Origin of the sequence: Pseudomonas sp. CBS (genome assembly GCF_024734645.1) — a bacterium.
Lineage (GTDB): Bacteria > Pseudomonadota > Gammaproteobacteria > Pseudomonadales > Pseudomonadaceae > Aquipseudomonas.
The window spans coordinates 4,395,992-4,413,977 of the sequence record NZ_CP102929.1; the positions used below are offsets into that span (position 1 = coordinate 4,395,992).

Here is a 17,986-nt window from a genome sequence, read left to right on the forward strand (position 1 = left end):
AGGATAAGCACAGCTTATGTATGAATCCCTCGGTCACCTGTCACTCGATCTGCTGCGCGCGTTTGAAGCGGCGGCTCGCCAACGCAGCTTTACGGCAGCGGCGATGGAGTTGGGCACTACCCAGCCGGCCATCAGCCAACAGATCAAGCGCCTGGAAGAACAGCTGAAGGTGCGCCTGTTTGATCGCATTTACCGGGGCATCGAGCTGACCGATGCGGGCGCCTTGTTGTTCGAGCAGGTGCAGGCCGGTTTGCAGAGCATCAACCAGGGCCTGAGCGCGATTGCCGAGCAGGACCAGCACGAAGTCCTGCAGGTGGCGACCGACTTTGCGTTCGCCGCTTATTGGCTGATGCCGCGCCTGCATCGTTTCCATGAGGCGAACCCGCAGGTGGACGTGAGCCTGGTCACCAGCGAGCGCAATCACGCCGCGTTGCGCAGCGATATCGATGTGGCGGTGTTGTTCGGCGACGGACGTTTCAAACAGGGCGACAGCCTGTGGCTGTTCAACGAGGAAGTGTTCCCGGTGTGCAGCCCGCAGTTGCTCCAGGACCGTAGCGCGCCGCTGCCGGTGCAGAGCCTGCTGGAGTTTCCATTGCTGCACCTGCGCCAGCAAAACAACAACCAGTGGTTCGACTGGAGCGGCGTGTTTCGCGAGCTGGGCATCACCACGTCGCCCACCCCGGGCCAACTGCGTTTCGACAATTATACGCTGTTGATCCAGGCCACAATCGCCGGCCAGGGCGTGGCCATCGGCTGGCGCCACCTTGTGGATAACTTGCTCGAGCAAAAGTGGCTGTGCCGGCCGATTGGCGACACCGTGATCTCACGCTTCGGCTATTACGTGGTGCTGCCCCAGCGCAAACGTCGCAGCCAGTTGATCGAACGTTTCGTCGACTGGCTGATGGCCGAACAAGCCAGCAGCGCACAATCACTGACCGGCCTGGCCCTGCCGTCCATTGCGGTCTAGGATTTGCCGATCATTGAGCCCGGAGCCTGTCATGCAACGTATCAAGGGCTACCACGCCCACATCTACTTCGACGCCAACACCATCGACCAGGCGCGCAAGCTCTGCGAGGACGCCGCGCAAATGTTCCCGCTGCGCATGGGCCGCGTGCATGAACGCCCGGTGGGCCCGCACCCGGACTGGAGCTGCCAGCTGGCGTTCGATCCGGAATACATCGGCGTTGTGCTGCCGTGGCTTGCGCTCAACCGCAACGGCCTGGTGGTGTTCCTGCACCCGACTACCGGCGATGACCTCAAGGACCACACCGACCACGCGATCTGGATGGGGGCGATGCGCACGTTGGACCTGTCGATATTCTAAGTTCGTTCATTCCCTATATATGGGACTGATATTTATATATTGAGACTTTGCCGGTCTTGGGTTTATATTCGCCTCATCCGCTCAGAACACTCAGGTGAAGCGATGCAGGCGCAATTGATCGCGCTCGATTGGGGAACCAGTTCCCTTCGTGCTTACAAGCTCGGCCCGGCAGGCGTGGTGATCGAACGACGCGCGCTGGCGTCGGGGATCATGCACTTGCCCACCGAACCCCGGGACATTGCCGGTGTTCGCTGCAGCAATGGCTTCGAGCTGGCATTCGACGCGGCCTGCGGTGACTGGCTCGATGCCCAGCCCGGCCTTCCGGTCATCGCCTGCGGCATGGTCGGCAGCGCCCAGGGCTGGAGCGAAGCGGCTTACCGCGACACCCCGGCCGACGTCTCCACCCTCGGCCAGGCGCTGCATGTTGTGCGCAGCCTGCGAGGTACAGCGGTGCACATCGTGCCCGGCGTGATTCAACGCGGCGCGTTGCCCAATGTGATGCGTGGCGAAGAAACCCAAGTTCTCGGCGTGCTGCAAAGCGTGTCCGCCACTACCGGGAGCGACGTACTGATCGGGCTGCCGGGCAGCCATTCCAAGTGGGTCGACGTGGTGGAAGGCTGCATCACCCACTTCGACACTTTCATGACCGGCGAGCTGTTCGCCGTGCTCAGCCAACACAGTATTTTGGGGCGCACCCAGCGCCCTTCCGAAGCGTTCCAGGCGGCGGCTTTTGATCGCGGCGTGCAGGTGGCGCTGTCGGTGGACGGCCAGGCCGGGCTGTTGTCGAACTTGTTCAGCGCCCGCACCCTGGGATTGACCGGTGAACTGGCGCCCGAGGAGCAGCCCGACTATTTGTCCGGCCTGATGATCGGCCACGAACTCATGGGCCTGCGCACCCGCCAGCCTGCCCAGCAGCGCGACATCGTCCTGGTGGGCGCTACCCAACTCTGCACCCGCTACCAGCGTGCACTCCAACTCTGTGGCTTTCCCCGCGTGACCCTGGCACAGGAGGCTACCGAGCGTGGCCTTTGGCAGCTGGCCATGGCGGCGGGGCTGCTGCCTGCAACCTGACGAGAGGCTCGACATGCTCAAGCAAGCACTGACACACAACGGTTTGATCGCGATCCTGCGCGGCCTGCGACCGGAGGAGGCGCTGGCAATCGGCGAGGTGTTGTACCAGGCGGGCTTCAGGGTGATCGAAGTGCCGCTCAACTCGCCGGACCCTTATTCCAGCATCCGCATCCTGCGGGACAGCCTGCCCGCCGATTGCCTGATCGGCGCCGGCACCGTGCTGACCCCGGAACAGGTTGATCAAGTCAAAGCCGCCGGCGGCCAGGTCATCGTCATGCCCCACAGCGATGCCAAGGTACTGCGTGCCGCCAAGGCTGCGGGCCTGTATCTGTCGCCGGGTGTCGCCACGCCCACCGAAGCCTTTGCCGCGCTGGCCGAAGGCGCCGACGTGCTGAAGCTTTTCCCCGCCGAGCAAATGGGCCCGGCGGTGGTCAAGGCCTGGCTTGCGGTACTGCCGGCGGGCACGGTGTTACTGCCGGTTGGCGGCATCACTCCGGACAACATGCAGGTATTTTTCGACGCGGGCGTCAAAGGCTTCGGCCTGGGCTCCGGGTTATTCAAGCCGGGCATGAGCGTCGCCCAAGTGGCGAGCAACGCCCAGGCCTACGTCGCGGCCTGGCACGCCTTGGGCTGATCAGCGTTCTCCATCTACAAGAGAGATAAGAAGATGAAAATCACCAAACTGACCACCTTCATCGTCCCGCCGCGCTGGTGCTTCCTCAAGGTTGAAACCGACCAGGGTGTGACCGGTTGGGGCGAACCTGTGGTCGAGGGCCGCGCCCACACCGTGGCTGCCGCCGTCGAAGAACTGTCCGACTACTTGATCGGCAAAGACCCACGCAATATCGAAGACATCTGGACGGTGCTCTACCGCGGCGGTTTCTACCGTGGCGGCGCGATCCATATGAGCGCCCTCGCCGGCATCGACCAGGCGCTGTGGGACATCAAGGGCAAGGCTCTCGGTGTGTCGGTCAGCGACCTGCTGGGTGGCCAGGTGCGCGACAAAATCCGCGTGTATTCATGGATTGGAGGCGACCGCCCGGCCGACACTGCCCGCGCCGCCAAGGAAGCCGTGGCCCGTGGTTTTACTGCGGTGAAAATGAACGGCACCGAAGAGCTGCAATTTCTCGACAGCTTCGAAAAAGTCGACCAGGCCCTGGCCAACGTCGCCGCCGTGCGTGATGCGGTAGGCCCCAACGTCGGCATTGGCGTCGACTTCCATGGCCGGGTGCATAAGCCCATGGCCAAGGTGCTGATGAAGGAGCTCGATCCCTACAAACTGATGTTTATCGAAGAGCCGGTGCTCAGCGAAAACTACGAAGCGCTGAAAGAGCTGGCGCCGCTCACCAGCACCCCGATTGCCCTTGGCGAGCGCTTGTTCTCGCGCTGGGACTTCAAGCGCGTGCTCAGCGAAGGTTACGTCGACATTATCCAGCCGGATGCTTCCCACGCTGGCGGTATCACCGAAACCCGCAAGATCGCCAACATGGCCGAAGCCTACGACGTGGCCCTCGCCCTGCACTGCCCGCTCGGCCCGATTGCCCTGGCGGCGTGCCTGCAGCTGGACGCGGTTTGCTACAACGCGTTCATCCAGGAACAGAGCCTGGGCATTCACTACAACGAGAGCAACGACCTGCTGGATTACGTGCGCGATCCGGGTGTTTTCGACTACGACCAGGGCTTCGTGAAAATCCCCAATGGGCCAGGCCTGGGCATCGAGATCAACGAGGAATACGTGATCGAGCGCGCGGCCATCGGGCATCGCTGGCGCAACCCGATCTGGCGTCATGCCGATGGCAGTTTTGCGGAGTGGTAAACACCGCGAATTTGAGGTGACAACCCGATCAATGTGGGAGCGGGCTTGCTCGCGAAGGCGGAGTTTCAGTCAACATAACCTTTGCTGGTAGACCGCTTTCGCGAGCAAGCCCGCTCCCACATTTGATTCGGTTTCTTCAGTAAGACCTGTCCTCAATAACCATAAGAAGAGGCAACCCCCATGCAATCCGAGTCCTTCACCGGGCAGGCTTCTTTAGTCACGCCCAGCCGAAAGCGTTTCTTCATCATGGTGCTGCTGTTCATCACCGTGGTGATCAATTACCTGGACCGCAGCAACCTGTCGATTGCCGCCCCGGCCCTGACGAGCGAGTTGGGGATCGACCCGGTGCATGTCGGGCTGATCTTCTCCGCGTTCGGCTGGACCTACGCGGCCATGCAAATCCCCGGCGGCTGGCTGGTGGACCGGGTACCGCCGCGCATTCTCTACAGTGTCGCCCTGCTGCTGTGGTCGATCGCCACCGTGATGCTCGGCTTTGCCGCCAGCTTCATCGCACTGTTCGTATTGCGCATGGCGGTCGGTGCCCTGGAAGCCCCGGCTTACCCGATCAACAGCCGCGTGGTGACCACCTGGTTCCCTGAGCGTGAGCGGGCCACGGCGATTGGTGTTTATACCTCCGGCCAGTTTGTCGGGCTGGCGTTTCTCACGCCGGTATTGGCCTGGCTGCAACACACCTTTGGCTGGCACATGGTGTTTGTCGCCACCGGTGGCGTGGGCATTGTGTGGGCGTTGATCTGGTACGCCGTGTACCGCGAGCCACGGGATTTCAAAGGTGCCAATGCGGCGGAAATCGAGCTGATCCGCGAAGGTGGCGGGTTGGTGGACATCCAGGCGCAGGCGGCCAAGGCGCCGTTCAGTTGGGTCGACCTCGGCATCGTGCTGAGCAAGCGCAAGCTGTGGGGTATCTACCTGGGGCAGTTCTGCCTGAACTCCACGCTGTGGTTTTTCCTGACGTGGTTCCCGACCTACCTGGTGAAATATCGCGGCATGGACTTCATCAAGTCCGGCCTGCTGGCGTCACTGCCGTTTCTGGCGGCGTTTGTCGGGGTGCTGTGTTCGGGGCTGTTTTCCGATTGGCTGATTCGCCGCGGAGCGTCGGTGGGGTTTGCGCGCAAGTTGCCGATCATTGGCGGGCTGTTGATTTCCACGGCGATCATCGGCGCCAACTTTGTTGACTCCACGGCGTGGGTGATTGCGTTTCTGGCGGTGGCGTTTTTCGGCAATGGCCTGGCGTCGATCACCTGGTCATTGGTGTCGACTCTGGCGCCGGCGAGGTTGCTGGGGCTGACGGGTGGGGTGTTTAACTTCATCGGCAATCTGTCGGCGATTACCACGCCGATTGTGATTGGCTTTCTGGCGACAGGGGATTCGTTTGCGCCGGCGATTACGTATATCGCGGTGCTGGCGTTGCTGGGGGCGTTGTCCTACATCTTGCTGGTCGGCAAGGTCGAGCGCATAGAACTGTAGGAGCGAGCTTGCTCGCGAAAAACCTGAGAGCGCCGCGGGGTGTCAGATGCCCCGCGTTATCGTTAACGTTTTTCGCGAGCAAGCTCGCTCCTACAGGAAGCTACTAGTACAGCGCGCCATCCAGGATTTGATAAACGATGCTGGTGCCAATCGCGATCAACACGATGTCCCCACCCGAGCGGCGCCATTCATAACCAGGGTATTGCGGCAGATGGCCCAGCGCCCGAGGGTCCAGGCGCTCACCATAGTAGTTTGGCGGCAGGCGCTGGCCGCGCACCAGGTGTATGCCGGGAGGCGGCGGTGCGCCACGGCGGAAGTCGCCATGGTTATCGCGGATGACCTGCCTCACAGGGCCGAAGTCCTGAGGAGGACCGCCACGGTGGTTGTCCTGGGGCCCGCGATGGTCATCGCCACGTTGATCGTGCTGGCCCTGTGGGCCGCCACGGTCAGGTCCGCCGCCTTGGTCATACGGTGCGGCTTGCACCAGCGCGCTGGCGCCGAGCAACAGCACACCCAGACCGGCTATCACACGTTTAGGCATTTTCATCAGGGGTTTCCTCAACTGCACAAACAACAAAAAGGGATTTCGAACCACGGTCGAAATCCCTTGGTCTTGTTAGCTTAGGTGCTGATTTCCCGGCTTGATTCCTCTGTATCAGGAACTTTACCTACCGCTTACGAGCCGCTTACTTACGGGCGTTGCGCACACCTTCCGACAGCGCTGAACACAGGGTCAATACACCGTCGATGGCCTGCTGATCGTTGCTGGCGTTGGCGATGTGATCGATCAGTGCCGAACCCACCACGACACCGTCTGCCAGGCGGGCAATTGCAGCGGCCTGCTCCGGGGTGCGGATACCAAAACCGATGCTGATCGGCAGGTCGGTATGCCGACGCAGACGGGTCACGGCTTCTTCAACGTGTTCCAGGGTGGCGGCACCGGCACCGGTCACACCAGCTACCGAAACGTAGTACACAAACCCGGAGCTGCCGTTGAGTACGGTCGGCAGGCGCACGTCATCGGTGGTCGGCGTGGTCAGGCGAATAAAGTCGATGCCGGCAGCCTGGGCCGGGTCGCACAGCTCGCCGTTATGCTCGGGCGGCATGTCGACCACGATCAGGCCGTCGACGCCGGCTTCTTTCGCATCGCTGATAAAGCGTGGCACGCCGTACATATGGATCGGGTTGAAGTAGCCCATCAGTACCAGCGGCGTGTCGCTGTTGCCCTCGCGGAACTCGCGAACCATTTGCAGGGTTTTCGTGAGGTTCTGCTTGGCGGTCAGTGCGCGGATGTTGGCCAGTTGAATGGCCGGGCCATCGGCCATCGGGTCGGTGAACGGCATGCCCAGCTCGATTACATCGGCGCCGGCCGCCGGCAAGCCCTTGAGGATCGCCAGCGAGGTGTCATAACCCGGGTCACCGGCGGTGACGAAGGTCACCAGGGCGGCGCGGTTTTGTTCTTTCAGTTGCGCAAAACGTGTTTGCAGGCGGCTCATCAGTGTTTCTCCTGCTTGGACTGTTCCATGTGGTGCATCACGGTTTGCATGTCTTTGTCGCCACGACCGGACAGGTTGACCACCATCAGGTGATCTTTCGGCAAGGTCGGCGCGCGCTTGAACACTTCGGCCAAGGCGTGGGCGCTTTCCAGTGCAGGAATAATCCCTTCCAGGCGGCAGCATTTGTGAAAGGCGTCGAGGGCTTCGTCGTCGGTCACCGAGGTGTACTGGACGCGGCCGATGTCGTGCAACCAGGCGTGTTCAGGGCCGATGCCCGGGTAGTCGAGGCCCGCAGAGATCGAGTGGGCGTCGATGATCTGGCCATCGTCGTCCTGCAACAGGAAGGTACGGTTGCCGTGGAGCACACCCGGTACGCCGCCGTTGAGGCTGGCCGCGTGTTTGCCGGTCTCGATGCCGTAGCCGGCCGCTTCAACGCCGATGATTTCGACGCTGGTGTCATCCAGGAACGGGTGGAACAGGCCCATGGCATTGGAACCGCCGCCGATGCACGCCACCAGGCTGTCGGGCAGACGGCCTTCCTGGGCCTGCAGTTGGGTACGGGTTTCCTTGCCGATCACGGCCTGGAAGTCGCGAACCATGGCTGGGTACGGGTGCGGACCGGCCACGGTGCCGATCAGGTAGAAAGTGCTGTCGACGTTGGTCACCCAGTCGCGCAGGGCTTCGTTCATCGCGTCTTTCAGGGTGCCGGTGCCGGCGACTACCGGGATCACTTCAGCGCCCAGCAGCTTCATGCGGAATACGTTGGCCTGCTGGCGCTCGATGTCGGTGGTACCCATGTAGATCACGCATTGCAGGCCAAAACGCGCGGCGACGGTGGCGGTGGCCACACCGTGCATGCCGGCGCCGGTCTCGGCGATGATGCGTTTTTTACCCATGCGCCGCGCTAGCAGGATCTGGCCGATGCAGTTGTTGATCTTGTGGGCGCCGGTGTGGTTCAGCTCTTCGCGCTTGAGGTAGATTTTGGCGCCGCCGCAGAACTCGGTCAGGCGCTCGGCGAAGTACAGCGGGCTTGGGCGTCCGACGTAGTCGCGCTGGAAGTAGGCCAGTTCTTCATTGAAGGCCGGATCGATCTTGGCCGCTTCGTATTCGCGGGCCAGATCAAGGATCAACGGCATCAGGGTTTCCGCCACGTAGCGGCCGCCGAACGAACCAAACAGGCCATTGGCGTCTGGGCCGTTGCGTAAATCGGTCTGGGTCTGAGTCATGGGACGCTCCAGGTAGAAAATGTGTAAGAGGCAATGACGGTCACTCTACCCCTGACGCTTCCACGTGAAAACCGATAAGATCGCCACAACCTGTCAGGAAAACTCACAGATGAGCCGAGACCTCCCACCCCTGAACGCCTTGCGCGCTTTCGAGGCGGCTGCACGCCTGAACAGCGTGAGCCAGGCCGCTGAGCAACTGCACGTGACCCATGGCGCGGTCAGCCGGCAGCTCAAGGTGTTGGAAGAACACCTCGGCGTCAGCCTGTTCGTCAAGGACGGGCGCGGCCTCAAACTCACAGATGCCGGTATCCGCCTGCGAGATGCGAGTTTTGAGGCGTTCGAGCGTCTGAGGGACACCTGCGCAGAACTCACACAAAGCAGCGCAGACGCACCGTTTGTGCTCGGCTGCTCCGGCAGTCTGCTGGCGCGCTGGTTTATTCCGCGGCTGGGGCGCCTGAATGCCGATCTGCCGGATTTGCGCCTGCACCTGTCGGCGGGAGAAGGCGACCTCGACCCGCGCCGCCCCGGGTTGGACGCGCTGCTGGTGTTCGCTGAGCCGCCGTGGCCGGCGGATATGCAGGTGTACGAATTGGCCAGCGAACGCATCGGCCCGGTCATGAGCCCGCGATTTGCCGATTACGAGCGTTTACGCCAGGCACCTGCCGAAGCCCTGCTGGATCAAGCCTTGTTGCACACCACTTCGCGGCCACAAGCCTGGCCCAGCTGGGCGCAGCACCACGGAATCGACGCTGGCGCGTTGAAGTACGGTCAGGGGTTCGAGCATTTGTATTATTTGCTGGAGGCGGCGGTGGCCGGGCTGGGGGTGGCAATTGCGCCTGAGCCGCTGGTGGCAGAGGACCTGCGAGCGGGTCGCCTGGTTGCGCCGTGGGGTTTCAGTGAAACCCCGGCGCAACTGGCGTTGTGGCTACCCAAGCGCGCCGCAGATGGGCGCGCCCGGCAACTGGCGCAGTGGCTCAAGGCTGAGCTTGCGCGCCAGGTTGTTTAGTCGCCGCGTTTGCACAGCAAGTAAGCCGCCAGCAGGCCCAGCGCGCCAACGGCGACGCCAGCGGTAGTCCAAGGGTGCTCTTGCGCGTAGTCCCGTGTCGCAACACCGGTTTCGCGGATTTTGACTTTGCTTTCTTCGTAAGCATCGCTGATCAGGTGACGGGAATGCTTGAGGGCGTTCTCGGCATTGCTTTTCAGGGCCTTCAGGGTTTTGCGCGACTCGTCAGACGCATCGTCCTTGAGGCTTTCCAGAGATTTGAGCAGGCTCGAAATCTCGGCTTCCATGCTTTCCAATGACGCTTTGCGTAAAGAGGTGTTGGCCATGTGGGCTCTCCTGGAGTGATTGAGTGGCGTGTGTTGTTTCCGACTGCGGCGGTTTCAGAAAGTGCAGTAAATCTGAACTTTCGTATGGGAATAGTCGCCAGAAGCAGTACGAGAATTCACTGCTAGGCTTCATTAACGACCCCAGGAGAAAACCTTATGAGTGATCATCACACCTACAAGAAAGTCGAATTGGTGGGTTCTTCCACCACCAGCATCGAGGACGCCATCAACAATGCCCTGGCCGAAGCCAGCAAGAGCATCAAGCACTTGGAGTGGTTTGAAGTGACCGAAACCCGCGGTCATATCAAGGACGGCAAGGCCGCGCATTTCCAGGTGACCCTCAAGGTGGGGTTCCGAATTGCCAGTAGTTGATTGAGCCGGTTGAACTTGCGCGCTGGCCGATTGCCATAAACTCCGCTACAACCTTTAGGCACGTCGACGTGACGAGCGGCGACGTGCTTCCTTTCGATCAACCCAAGGAAGTGACGGATGAAGAACTTTTTGTTGGCGGTAGGTTTGTTGAGCATTGCGGGCACAGCCCTGGCGGCGGGCAAGCCTTGTGAAGAGCTGAAAAGCGAGATCGCGGCGAAAATCGACGCGAAAGGCGCTTCGGGCTACTCCCTGGAAATCGTGGACAAAGGTGCTGCACCTAGTGACCACACGGTTGTCGGCAGCTGTGAAGCCGGTACCAAGGAAATCGCCTACAAGCGCGGGTGATCCCGTGTTGCAGACGTAAAAAACCGACGCAAGTGCGTCGGTTTTTTTATGTCTGCGATTCAGCCCTTCATGATCTGGGCCAGCAGCTCGTAGGAATGAATCCGGTCGGCATGCTCGTACAGGTCACAGGTGAAGATCAGCTCATCCGCGCCGGTCTGCTCCACCAGCACTTCCAGCTTGGCGCGGATCTTCTGCGGGCTGCCCACCATGGCCAGGCCAAGGAAACTGCCTACAGCGTCTTTCTCATGGGGCAGCCACAGGCCGTCCATGGTCTTGACCGGCGGGCGCTGCACCAGGCTTTGCCCACGCATCAAAGCGAGGATTCGCTGGTACACCGAGGTGGCCAGGTAATCAGCCTGTTCATCCGTATCGGCGGCCACCAACGGGATGCCGAGCATCACGTAGGGCTTGTCCAGCACGGCCGAAGGCTTGAAGTGGTTGCGATAGACGCGAATCGCTTCATGCATCAGGCGCGGTGCGAAATGTGAGGCAAAGGCGTAAGGCAAACCGCGTTCGCCTGCCAGCTGCGCACTGAACAGGCTGGAACCCAATAGCCACACAGGGACGTTGGTGCCGGTGCCGGGTACGGCGATCACTCGTTGGTCCGGAGTGCGCGGGCCGAGGTAGGCCATCAATTCCGCTACGTCTTCCGGGAAATCATCGGCGCTGCCGGAGCGTTCACGGCGCAGGGCGCGGGCGGTCATCTGGTCGGAGCCCGGCGCGCGGCCCAGGCCCAAATCGATACGGCCCGGGTACAGGCTTTCCAGGGTGCCAAACTGTTCGGCGATCACCAACGGCGCGTGGTTGGGCAGCATCACGCCACCGGAACCGACACGAATCGTCGAGGTGCCGCCCGCCAGATAACCCAGCAATACCGAGGTCGCCGAGCTGGCGATACCGTCCATATTGTGGTGTTCGGCCACCCAGAAACGGTTGTAGCCGAATTTTTCCACGTGCTGGGCCAGGTCCAGGGAATTGCGCAGCGACTGTGCCGGGCTGCCGTTGGCACGCACGGGCACGAGGTCGAGGGTCGAGAACTTTACGTCGGACAGCGATTTCATAAGCCTGCTTCTCCAATGGGGGCGCAGGCTTCTTAGACGAACCAAAACCTGCCGCTTCATGTGCATGTTCTATGCAATGAGGGCATATACCCGAGATTCAATAGCGAAGGTGAAATTTCCTTCTTAATCGCTAGGTTTCTCCGACAAGATGAACTTTGCCGGGGCGTCTATCCTCAGAACCCTTACTGAGGCAAAACCACCGTTCGAGGAGACCGCTATGAGTATCGTTAAAAAAGCATCCGCGCATTGGGAAGGCGACCTGAAGACTGGCCTGGGTTCCATTTCCACGGAAACCGGCGTGCTGCGCGAAGCGCCTTACGGCTTCAAGGCCCGTTTCGAAGGCGGCAAGGGCACCAATCCTGAAGAACTGATCGGCGCCGCCCATGCCGGTTGTTTCTCCATGGCCTTTTCCATGATTCTCGGCGACGCCGGGCTCAAGGCCGATAGCATCGACACCCAGGCCGAAGTGACCCTGGACCAAGTGGACGGTGGCTTTGCGATTACAGCCGTGCACCTGATCCTCAAGGCAAAGATCCCGGGCGCCAGCCAGGCCCAGTTCGATGAGCTGAGCAAGAAAGCCAAGGAAGGATGCCCGGTATCCAAGGTACTGAACGCAACCATTACCCTGGATGGCACCCTCGTTAATTGATCGACCCTTGTAGGCGCGAGCTTGCTCGCGAAGAGCTCAAAGGTGCCGCGTCCTTCCAGGCGGCACGCGTTATAGTTGAGGTTTTTCGCGAGCACGCTCGCTCCTAGACATAGAGGTATGGTCGAATAGCCGATTGCAGACTCAGCGCACACCCGTGCGCGTGCATTCAGGGAGCTTCACACATGAAACGTATTGCCTTGGCGGTTATCTGCTGCGCACTGGCCACGTCAGCCTTAGCGGCGCCGAAAGACTGTGAAGAGCTCAGGAAAGAGATCGAGGTCAAAATCCAGGCGAATGCCGTTCCGTCCTACACCCTCGAAATCGTCACCAAGGAAGAAGCTGACAAGCACGACAGCGCCATGGTTGTCGGCAGCTGTGAGAATGGCACCAAGGCCATCGTCTACCAGAAGAACAACGACTGATCAGATGCAGTTGACGCTACGTTCTTCGGCCAGCAATTGACCCGCTTTGTTGTACAGCCGGATATTCGGGTTGTAGCCCAGTGAGCGCCCTTCCAGGCGATAGCGCTGGCCTGCCTCGAAACGGTCGTATTGCAGGGTCATGAAGCAGGTTCGGTCAGTGGTTTGGCCAAACCCGCCGAAACTGCCGCCGGTAGGCACCTCGAAATCAAAACGCACCATCAATTCGTGGCTGCCAGGCGGTACCTGGAAGAAGCGCCCGTCGTTCAGGTTTTTCCCGTCCAGGCGTTGCGCCATGACCAGCTTGGCGCCGGGTGTCGGGGTGGCGAAGTCGACCCAGGCTTGCTGGGGATCAACCGCGGGCAGCGGCGTCGACGTGCAGGCACTGAGAAAGATCGCCGCGACGGGAAGCAGTAGCTGACGCATGTTAAGCACTCAACTGTAGGAATGGTCGTTTGAGCGGCTGCGCTCGGCAGCATGCTCCCTGAGTATAAACACGCCACGCCATGGAAAAATTCCCCACAGGCGAGATAGTCTGGCGGGATAGTCACCTGCGAGAGGTTTTAATGGTCAGGCGTTTACTTCCCGGGTTGATGCTGCTGTTGCTCAGTGGCTGCTCCAGCGTCAGTTATTACAGCCAACTGGCAGACGGCCAATTGCAATTGCTGCGGGCCCGGGAGCCGGTCTCCAAGGTCATCGCCGACCCGTCCCGGCCACAGGCGCTGCGGGACCACTTGGCGCAGTCGCAGAAGGCCCGTACCTTCGCCAGCGAACACCTGCACCTGCCGGACAACCAGAGTTACCGCCTGTATGCGGATATTGGCCGCCCTTACGTAGTCTGGAACGTCTTCGCCACGCCTGAATTTTCCCTGTCGCCGCAAACCCACTGCTTCCCGATTGCCGGGTGCGTGGCCTATCGCGGTTACTACAACCAGGGCGCCGCGCGCGGCCAGGCGGCGTTGTTGAAGCAGCAAGGCATGGACGTGTCGATTGGTGGCGTGGAGGCCTATTCCACCCTCGGCTGGTTCAATGATCCGATCATGAGTTCGATGATGAGCTGGGGCGACGAGCGCCTGGCCACGCTGATTTTTCATGAACTGGCGCACCAGCGGTTTTATGTGAAGGACGACACCGAGTTCAACGAGTCGTACGCGACCTTCGTCGAGCAGGAAGGCACTCGACAGTGGCGCGCGGCCCGTGGCTTGCCGCCAGCCAGCGAGTCGGCGTTGAAACAGCGCGACCAGTTCACCCGGCTGGTGCTCGACACCCGCAAGCGTCTGGAGCAGTTGTACGCGCAGCCGCTGGCGGCAGATGCCATGCGCCAGGCCAAGGCGGCCGAATTCGAACGTCTGCGCCGTGATTACCGGCAAATGCGCGATAGCCAGTGGGGTGGTGACAAGCGTTATGACGCCTGGATGAACTTGCCGATGAACAACGCCAGGTTGTTGCCGTTTGGCCTGTATGACCAATGGGTGCCGGCATTTGCCGCGTTGTTCCGGCAGGAAGGCGGGGATTGGCTGAAGTTTTTTGCGGCGGTGGAGAAGCTGGGCGGGTTGCCGGTAGAGCAGCGCAAGGCGGCACTCAGAACACTGGAAGCCCCACCCTCGTCCCCGTCCTCGTAGCAGCTGTCGAGCCCCAGCGAGGCTGCGTAGGCCGCACCGCAACTCTCAAACCAAGCTTGGGACCGAGTCGCACCCGACGCAGCCTCGCTGGGGCTCGACAGCTGCTACGGGATTGTTTTATGGCCGCTGCAAAAACGCCTGATGCATTTCGGCCAATGTTTCGAAGTGCCAGGTCGGCGCTTCAGCACTCAGCTCCTCACGGCTGCCAAATCCATAACCCACCGCCGCCGCATCCAGCCCATTGCTGTGGGCGCCGATCAGGTCGTGCTTGCGGTCGCCAATCATCAAGGTGCTGGCCGGGTCCAGGCCTTCTTCGGCCATCAGGTGGGCGATCAGCTCGACCTTGTTGGTGCGGGTGCCGTCCAGCTCGCTGCCGTAGATCACCTTGAAGTGTTTGGCGAAATCGAAATGCCGGGCGATTTCACGGGCGAACACCCAAGGCTTGGACGTAGCCACATACAGCTGGCGACCCTGGCCATTCAAGTCCTCAAGCAGCGGCATCACGCCGTCGAATACGCGGTTTTCGTACAGGCCGGTGACCTTGAAGCGCTCGCGGTAAAAATTCACCGCTTCCCAGGCCTTGGCTTCGTCGAAGCCATAAAACTGCATGAACGCTTGCAGCAGCGGCGGGCCGATGAAGTGCTCAAGCTTGGTCAGGTCCGGCTCATCGATCCCCAGTTTGGCGAGAGCGTACTGGATCGAGCGGGTGATGCCTTCGCGCGGATCGGTGAGGGTGCCATCGAGGTCGAACAGAATGGTTTGATAACGCATGGGTGTCCTTGTCATTGGTCGAAGCCTTCGGCCAGGTGCAGGTCTTTGAGCTTCACGTAGTTCGCGGCGCTGTAGGTAAAAAACGCCCGTTCCTTGTCAGTCAGCGGGCGGATCTGTTTAACCGGGCTGCCGACATACAAGAAACCGCTCTCTAGTTTCTTACCCGGCGGCACCAGGCTGCCGGCGCCGATGATCACGTCGTCTTCCACCACGGCGCCGTCCATCACAATGCTGCCCATGCCGATCAGAATCCGATTGCCCACCGTGCAGCCATGCAGCATGACCTTGTGGGCAATGGTCACATCGTCGCCGATCAACAGCGGGAAACCATCAGGATTGAAGGGCCCGGCGTGGGTAATGTGCAGCACGCAGCCGTCCTGCACGCTGGTGCGCGCACCGATGCGGATGCGGTGCATGTCGCCGCGGATCACCGTCAGCGGCCATACCGAGCTGTCGGCGCCGATTTCGACGTCGCCGATCACCACCGCCGATGCATCGACGAAAGCCCCGGCAAGCAAGGCCGGCGTGTGATTCTGGTAGGTGCGAAGGGTCACGATAGGCTCTCTCTCTTCTGCTGATAGCTGCGGTGGGCGTTGATTGTAATTAAGATGGCCCCATCTTTGTTCTTACATGTTTCTTCAGCCAAGGTGCCCACCGTGAGCGCGAACAACCCTCTTCTGCAGTCCTACGACCTGCCGCCGTTCTCGGCGATCCGTGCCGAGCACGTACAGCCGGCCATCGAACAGATCCTTGCCGACAACCGCGTCGCCATCGAGGGCATGCTGCAAAGCCAGGGTAAAAATCCGACCTGGGCCGGGCTGGTCCTGGCCATGGACGAACTCAATGACCGCCTGGGTGCTGCGTGGAGCCCGGTCAGCCACCTGAATGCCGTGTGCAACAGCGCCGAACTGCGCGAAGCCTACGAGGCTTGCTTGCCGGCACTGAGCGCCTACTCCACCGAGATGGGCCAGAACCGTGAACTGTTCCAGGCGTTCGAAGCCCTGGCCAACAGCCCGGAAGCCGCCGGCTTCGACGTGGCGCAAAAAACCATTCTGGAACACTCCCTGCGGGACTTCCGCCTGTCGGGTATCGATTTGCCGCCTGAGCAGCAAAAGCGTTATGCCGAAGTGCAGAGCAAGCTTTCCGAGTTGGGCAGCAAGTTCTCCAACCAATTGCTCGACGCCACCCAGGCCTGGACCAAGCACGTCACCGACGAAGCGACCCTCGCCGGCCTGACCGATTCGGCCAAGGCGCAAATGGCGGCCGCTGCCCAGGCCAAGGGCCTCGACGGTTGGCTGATCACCCTGGAATTCCCGAGCTACTACGCGGTGATGACCTACGCCCACGACCGCGCCCTGCGTGAAGAAATCTACGCGGCCTACTGCACCCGTGCGTCGGACCAAGGCCCGAATGCCGGTCAGAACGATAACGGCCCGGTCATGGAACAGATCCTCGACCTGCGTCAGGAGCTGGCGCAACTGTTGGGCTTCGCCTCGTTCTCCGAACTGAGCCTGGCCACCAAAATGGCCGAGTCCAGCGACCAGGTGCTGAGCTTCCTGCGGGACCTGGCCAAGCGCAGCAAGCCGTTCGCCACCCAGGACCTGCAACAGCTCAAGGCCTATGCCGCCGAACAAGGCTGCCCGGACCTGCAAAGCTGGGACAGCGGCTTCTACGGCGAAAAACTGCGTGAACAGCGTTACAGCGTTTCCCAGGAAGCCCTGCGCGCCTACTTCCCGATCGACAAGGTGCTCGGCGGCCTGTTCGCCATCGTGCAGCGCCTGTACGGCATCGAAATCGCCGAGCAGAAAGGCTTCGACACCTGGCACCCGGACGTTCGTCTGTTCGAAATCAAGGAAAACGGCCAGCACGTCGGCCGCTTCTTCTTCGACCTGTACGCCCGCGCCAACAAGCGTGGCGGTGCCTGGATGGACGGCGCCCGTGACCGTCGCCGTACCGTTGATGGCGTGCTGCAAAGCCCGGTGGCCAACCTGGTGTGCAACTTCACCCCGGCCGACAGCGGCAAGCCTGCCCTGCTGACTCACGATGAAGTGACCACCCTGTTCCACGAATTCGGCCACGGCCTGCACCACCTGTTGACCCGTGTCGACCACGCTGGCGTGTCCGGCATCAACGGCGTGGCCTGGGATGCGGTGGAGTTGCCGAGCCAGTTCATGGAGAACTGGTGCTGGGAACCGGAAGGCCTGGCGCTGATTTCCGGTCACTACGAAACCGGTGAGCCGCTGCCTCAGGACCTGCTGGAAAAGATGCTCGCGGCGAAGAATTTCCAGTCTGGCCTGATGATGGTTCGCCAGTTGGAGTTCTCGCTGTTTGACTTCGAGCTGCACGCCACCCACGGCGATGGCCGCAGTGTGCTGCAGGTGCTTGAAGGCGTGCGTGACGAGGTGTCGGTGATGCGTCCGCCGGCCTACAACCGCTTCCCCAACAGCTTCGCGCATATCTTTGCCGGCGGTTACGCGGCGGGTTACTACAGCTACAAGTGGGCCGAAGTGCTGTCGGCGGATGCCTTCTCCAAGTTCGAAGAAGACGGCGTGCTCAATGCCGAGACTGGCCGCGCGTTCCGCGAGGCGATCCTGGCCCGTGGAGGTTCCCAGGCACCGATGGTGCTGTTCGTCGACTTCCGCGGACGTGCGCCGTCGATTGACGCACTCTTGCGCCACAGCGGCCTGAGTGAGGACGCGGCAGCATGAGCGAAGCGCCTGTGAAAACCAAAAAACGCTTTATCGCCGGGGCCGTCTGCCCGGCGTGCAGCGAGCCGGACAAGTTGATGATGTGGAGTGAAGACGATGTGCCGCATCGCGAGTGTGTGGCCTGCGGCTATTCCGACACGCTGAATGAACAAGGTCTGTCGGTACCCAAGGAATTGGGTACGCGGGTCAATACATCGGCGTTGAAAGCACCGGATCCCAAGGTGCAGGCGGTTCAGTTCTTCCCCAATCCGAAGCTGAAAAAAGACTGACCGGCATGCGCTCCCTGAGTCG

22 protein-coding genes and 1 pseudogene are annotated in these 17,986 nt (G+C 61.2%); 14 read left to right on the forward strand and 9 right to left on the reverse strand.

Translation table 11 applies throughout. The annotated features are described in order from the left end of the window. The first annotated feature begins 16 nt into the window (after window positions 1–16). From NVB75_RS20195 to NVB75_RS20220, 6 genes are all read left to right on the forward strand, one after another. Window positions 17–967, forward strand: a complete 951-nt coding sequence (locus tag NVB75_RS20195; protein ID WP_258342977.1) for a choline sulfate utilization transcriptional regulator — start codon at window positions 17–19, stop codon at window positions 965–967. A gap of 31 nt (window positions 968–998) precedes the next feature. After that, window positions 999–1,325 (forward strand): DOPA 4,5-dioxygenase family protein, encoded by a 327-nt coding sequence (locus tag NVB75_RS20200; RefSeq protein ID WP_093203349.1) that lies wholly within the window; start codon window positions 999–1,001, stop codon window positions 1,323–1,325. Window positions 1,326–1,427: 102 nt separating this feature from the next. Further along, a complete protein-coding gene (locus NVB75_RS20205; RefSeq protein WP_258342979.1) occupies window positions 1,428–2,396 on the forward strand; it encodes a 2-dehydro-3-deoxygalactonokinase in 969 nt (322 codons plus the stop codon). Between the two features lie 13 nt (window positions 2,397–2,409). Continuing rightward, window positions 2,410–3,030 carry a 2-dehydro-3-deoxy-6-phosphogalactonate aldolase gene (locus NVB75_RS20210; protein ID WP_134325491.1) on the forward strand — a complete coding sequence of 207 codons (621 nt, stop codon included), beginning with the start codon at window positions 2,410–2,412 and terminating at the stop codon, window positions 3,028–3,030. 33 nt (window positions 3,031–3,063) lie between these two features. Beyond that, window positions 3,064–4,212 carry a galactonate dehydratase gene (gene dgoD, locus NVB75_RS20215; protein WP_003213645.1) on the forward strand — a complete coding sequence of 383 codons (1,149 nt, stop codon included), beginning with the start codon at window positions 3,064–3,066 and terminating at the stop codon, window positions 4,210–4,212. Window positions 4,213–4,392: 180 nt separating this feature from the next. After that, window positions 4,393–5,697: an MFS transporter gene (locus NVB75_RS20220; RefSeq protein WP_063033727.1), complete on the forward strand. Its 1,305-nt coding sequence runs from the start codon at window positions 4,393–4,395 to the stop codon at window positions 5,695–5,697. On the opposite strand, the pseudogene NVB75_RS20225 reads toward NVB75_RS20220, so the two are convergent. The 4 genes and pseudogenes from NVB75_RS20225 to trpB form a co-directional block, all read right to left on the reverse strand. After that, a pseudogene (locus tag NVB75_RS20225) lies at window positions 5,684–5,779 on the reverse strand (outer membrane lipoprotein carrier protein LolA); the annotation flags it as partial. The gene NVB75_RS20220 and the pseudogene NVB75_RS20225 sit on opposite strands and share 14 nt — an antisense overlap. A gap of 21 nt (window positions 5,780–5,800) precedes the next feature. After that, window positions 5,801–6,244, reverse strand: a complete 444-nt coding sequence (locus NVB75_RS20230) for an anti-virulence regulator CigR family protein (RefSeq protein WP_258342984.1) — start codon at window positions 6,242–6,244, stop codon at window positions 5,801–5,803. A gap of 139 nt (window positions 6,245–6,383) precedes the next feature. Continuing rightward, window positions 6,384–7,193, reverse strand: coding sequence for a tryptophan synthase subunit alpha (gene trpA, locus NVB75_RS20235; protein WP_008439583.1), 810 nt, complete (start codon window positions 7,191–7,193; stop codon window positions 6,384–6,386). Then, on the reverse strand, window positions 7,193–8,419 hold the full coding sequence (gene trpB / locus NVB75_RS20240) for a tryptophan synthase subunit beta (protein WP_003214899.1): 1,227 nt from the start codon (window positions 8,417–8,419) through the stop codon (window positions 7,193–7,195). The genes trpA and trpB overlap by 1 nt, the downstream gene beginning before the upstream one ends. A gap of 109 nt (window positions 8,420–8,528) precedes the next feature. Here trpB and NVB75_RS20245 point away from each other — a divergent pair, with 109 nt between their 5' ends. Then, on the forward strand, window positions 8,529–9,425 hold the full coding sequence (locus NVB75_RS20245; RefSeq protein ID WP_076013295.1) for a LysR family transcriptional regulator: 897 nt from the start codon (window positions 8,529–8,531) through the stop codon (window positions 9,423–9,425). On the opposite strand, the gene NVB75_RS20250 is transcribed toward NVB75_RS20245, so the two are convergent. Next, on the reverse strand, window positions 9,422–9,748 hold the full coding sequence (locus NVB75_RS20250) for a YqjD family protein (protein WP_003170746.1): 327 nt from the start codon (window positions 9,746–9,748) through the stop codon (window positions 9,422–9,424). The genes NVB75_RS20245 and NVB75_RS20250 overlap by 4 nt on opposite strands. A gap of 156 nt (window positions 9,749–9,904) precedes the next feature. Here NVB75_RS20250 and NVB75_RS20255 point away from each other — a divergent pair, with 156 nt between their 5' ends. Then, the gene (locus NVB75_RS20255; RefSeq protein ID WP_003214895.1) at window positions 9,905–10,120 is read left to right on the forward strand and encodes a dodecin; all 216 of its coding nucleotides are present in this window, start codon (window positions 9,905–9,907) and stop codon (window positions 10,118–10,120) included. 117 nt (window positions 10,121–10,237) lie between these two features. Further along, on the forward strand, window positions 10,238–10,465 hold the full coding sequence (locus NVB75_RS20260; RefSeq protein ID WP_003214893.1) for a DUF1161 domain-containing protein: 228 nt from the start codon (window positions 10,238–10,240) through the stop codon (window positions 10,463–10,465). A 59-nt stretch (window positions 10,466–10,524) separates the two neighbouring features. On the opposite strand, the gene NVB75_RS20265 is transcribed toward NVB75_RS20260, so the two are convergent. Continuing rightward, window positions 10,525–11,526 carry an LLM class flavin-dependent oxidoreductase gene (locus NVB75_RS20265; protein WP_008439586.1) on the reverse strand — a complete coding sequence of 334 codons (1,002 nt, stop codon included), beginning with the start codon at window positions 11,524–11,526 and terminating at the stop codon, window positions 10,525–10,527. 217 nt (window positions 11,527–11,743) lie between these two features. Here NVB75_RS20265 and NVB75_RS20270 point away from each other — a divergent pair, with 217 nt between their 5' ends. Next, on the forward strand, window positions 11,744–12,175 hold the full coding sequence (locus NVB75_RS20270; protein WP_003170750.1) for an OsmC family protein: 432 nt from the start codon (window positions 11,744–11,746) through the stop codon (window positions 12,173–12,175). 182 nt (window positions 12,176–12,357) lie between these two features. Beyond that, window positions 12,358–12,597, forward strand: a complete 240-nt coding sequence (locus NVB75_RS20275) for a DUF1161 domain-containing protein (protein ID WP_003214887.1) — start codon at window positions 12,358–12,360, stop codon at window positions 12,595–12,597. Here NVB75_RS20275 and NVB75_RS20280 read toward each other — a convergent pair whose 3' ends face one another. Beyond that, window positions 12,598–13,020: a hypothetical protein gene (locus NVB75_RS20280; protein WP_258342988.1), complete on the reverse strand. Its 423-nt coding sequence runs from the start codon at window positions 13,018–13,020 to the stop codon at window positions 12,598–12,600. Window positions 13,021–13,160: 140 nt separating this feature from the next. On the opposite strand from NVB75_RS20280, the gene NVB75_RS20285 reads away from it, so the two are divergent. After that, entirely contained in the window at window positions 13,161–14,216 is a 1,056-nt protein-coding gene (locus NVB75_RS20285) for an aminopeptidase (RefSeq protein WP_258342989.1), read from the forward strand. A gap of 117 nt (window positions 14,217–14,333) precedes the next feature. On the opposite strand, the gene NVB75_RS20290 is transcribed toward NVB75_RS20285, so the two are convergent. Both NVB75_RS20290 and NVB75_RS20295 read right to left on the reverse strand, forming a co-directional pair. Continuing rightward, window positions 14,334–14,987 carry an HAD family hydrolase gene (locus tag NVB75_RS20290; RefSeq protein ID WP_258342990.1) on the reverse strand — a complete coding sequence of 218 codons (654 nt, stop codon included), beginning with the start codon at window positions 14,985–14,987 and terminating at the stop codon, window positions 14,334–14,336. A gap of 11 nt (window positions 14,988–14,998) precedes the next feature. Then, window positions 14,999–15,541: a gamma carbonic anhydrase family protein gene (locus tag NVB75_RS20295; RefSeq protein WP_076013301.1), complete on the reverse strand. Its 543-nt coding sequence runs from the start codon at window positions 15,539–15,541 to the stop codon at window positions 14,999–15,001. A gap of 54 nt (window positions 15,542–15,595) precedes the next feature. On the opposite strand from NVB75_RS20295, the gene prlC reads away from it, so the two are divergent. Both prlC and NVB75_RS20305 read left to right on the forward strand, forming a co-directional pair. Continuing rightward, a complete protein-coding gene (gene prlC / locus NVB75_RS20300; protein WP_258342991.1) occupies window positions 15,596–17,695 on the forward strand; it encodes an oligopeptidase A in 2,100 nt (699 codons plus the stop codon). Continuing rightward, on the forward strand, window positions 17,692–17,964 hold the full coding sequence (locus NVB75_RS20305) for a YheV family putative zinc ribbon protein (RefSeq protein WP_003214872.1): 273 nt from the start codon (window positions 17,692–17,694) through the stop codon (window positions 17,962–17,964). The genes prlC and NVB75_RS20305 overlap by 4 nt, the downstream gene beginning before the upstream one ends. Window positions 17,965–17,986 lie beyond the last annotated feature (22 nt).

Excerpts from the sequence above, each read along its gene's own strand:
- NVB75_RS20195 (WP_258342977.1), top strand. The coding sequence starts at position 17 with ATGTATGAATCCCTCGGTCACCTGTCACTCGATCTGCTGCGCGCGTTT.
- NVB75_RS20200 (WP_093203349.1), top strand. The coding sequence starts at position 999 with ATGCAACGTATCAAGGGCTACCACGCCCACATCTACTTCGACGCCAAC.
- NVB75_RS20205 (WP_258342979.1), top strand. The coding sequence starts at position 1,428 with ATGCAGGCGCAATTGATCGCGCTCGATTGGGGAACCAGTTCCCTTCGT.
- NVB75_RS20210 (WP_134325491.1), top strand. The coding sequence starts at position 2,410 with ATGCTCAAGCAAGCACTGACACACAACGGTTTGATCGCGATCCTGCGC.
- dgoD (WP_003213645.1), top strand. The coding sequence starts at position 3,064 with ATGAAAATCACCAAACTGACCACCTTCATCGTCCCGCCGCGCTGGTGC.
- NVB75_RS20220 (WP_063033727.1), top strand. The coding sequence starts at position 4,393 with ATGCAATCCGAGTCCTTCACCGGGCAGGCTTCTTTAGTCACGCCCAGC.
- NVB75_RS20230 (WP_258342984.1), bottom strand. The coding sequence starts at position 6,244 with ATGAAAATGCCTAAACGTGTGATAGCCGGTCTGGGTGTGCTGTTGCTC.
- trpA (WP_008439583.1), bottom strand. The coding sequence starts at position 7,193 with ATGAGCCGCCTGCAAACACGTTTTGCGCAACTGAAAGAACAAAACCGC.
- trpB (WP_003214899.1), bottom strand. The coding sequence starts at position 8,419 with ATGACTCAGACCCAGACCGATTTACGCAACGGCCCAGACGCCAATGGC.
- NVB75_RS20245 (WP_076013295.1), top strand. The coding sequence starts at position 8,529 with ATGAGCCGAGACCTCCCACCCCTGAACGCCTTGCGCGCTTTCGAGGCG.
- NVB75_RS20250 (WP_003170746.1), bottom strand. The coding sequence starts at position 9,748 with ATGGCCAACACCTCTTTACGCAAAGCGTCATTGGAAAGCATGGAAGCC.
- NVB75_RS20255 (WP_003214895.1), top strand. The coding sequence starts at position 9,905 with ATGAGTGATCATCACACCTACAAGAAAGTCGAATTGGTGGGTTCTTCC.
- NVB75_RS20260 (WP_003214893.1), top strand. The coding sequence starts at position 10,238 with ATGAAGAACTTTTTGTTGGCGGTAGGTTTGTTGAGCATTGCGGGCACA.
- NVB75_RS20265 (WP_008439586.1), bottom strand. The coding sequence starts at position 11,526 with ATGAAATCGCTGTCCGACGTAAAGTTCTCGACCCTCGACCTCGTGCCC.
- NVB75_RS20270 (WP_003170750.1), top strand. The coding sequence starts at position 11,744 with ATGAGTATCGTTAAAAAAGCATCCGCGCATTGGGAAGGCGACCTGAAG.
- NVB75_RS20275 (WP_003214887.1), top strand. The coding sequence starts at position 12,358 with ATGAAACGTATTGCCTTGGCGGTTATCTGCTGCGCACTGGCCACGTCA.
- NVB75_RS20280 (WP_258342988.1), bottom strand. The coding sequence starts at position 13,020 with ATGCGTCAGCTACTGCTTCCCGTCGCGGCGATCTTTCTCAGTGCCTGC.
- NVB75_RS20285 (WP_258342989.1), top strand. The coding sequence starts at position 13,161 with ATGGTCAGGCGTTTACTTCCCGGGTTGATGCTGCTGTTGCTCAGTGGC.
- NVB75_RS20290 (WP_258342990.1), bottom strand. The coding sequence starts at position 14,987 with ATGCGTTATCAAACCATTCTGTTCGACCTCGATGGCACCCTCACCGAT.
- prlC (WP_258342991.1), top strand. The coding sequence starts at position 15,596 with ATGGCCCCATCTTTGTTCTTACATGTTTCTTCAGCCAAGGTGCCCACC.
- NVB75_RS20305 (WP_003214872.1), top strand. The coding sequence starts at position 17,692 with ATGAGCGAAGCGCCTGTGAAAACCAAAAAACGCTTTATCGCCGGGGCC.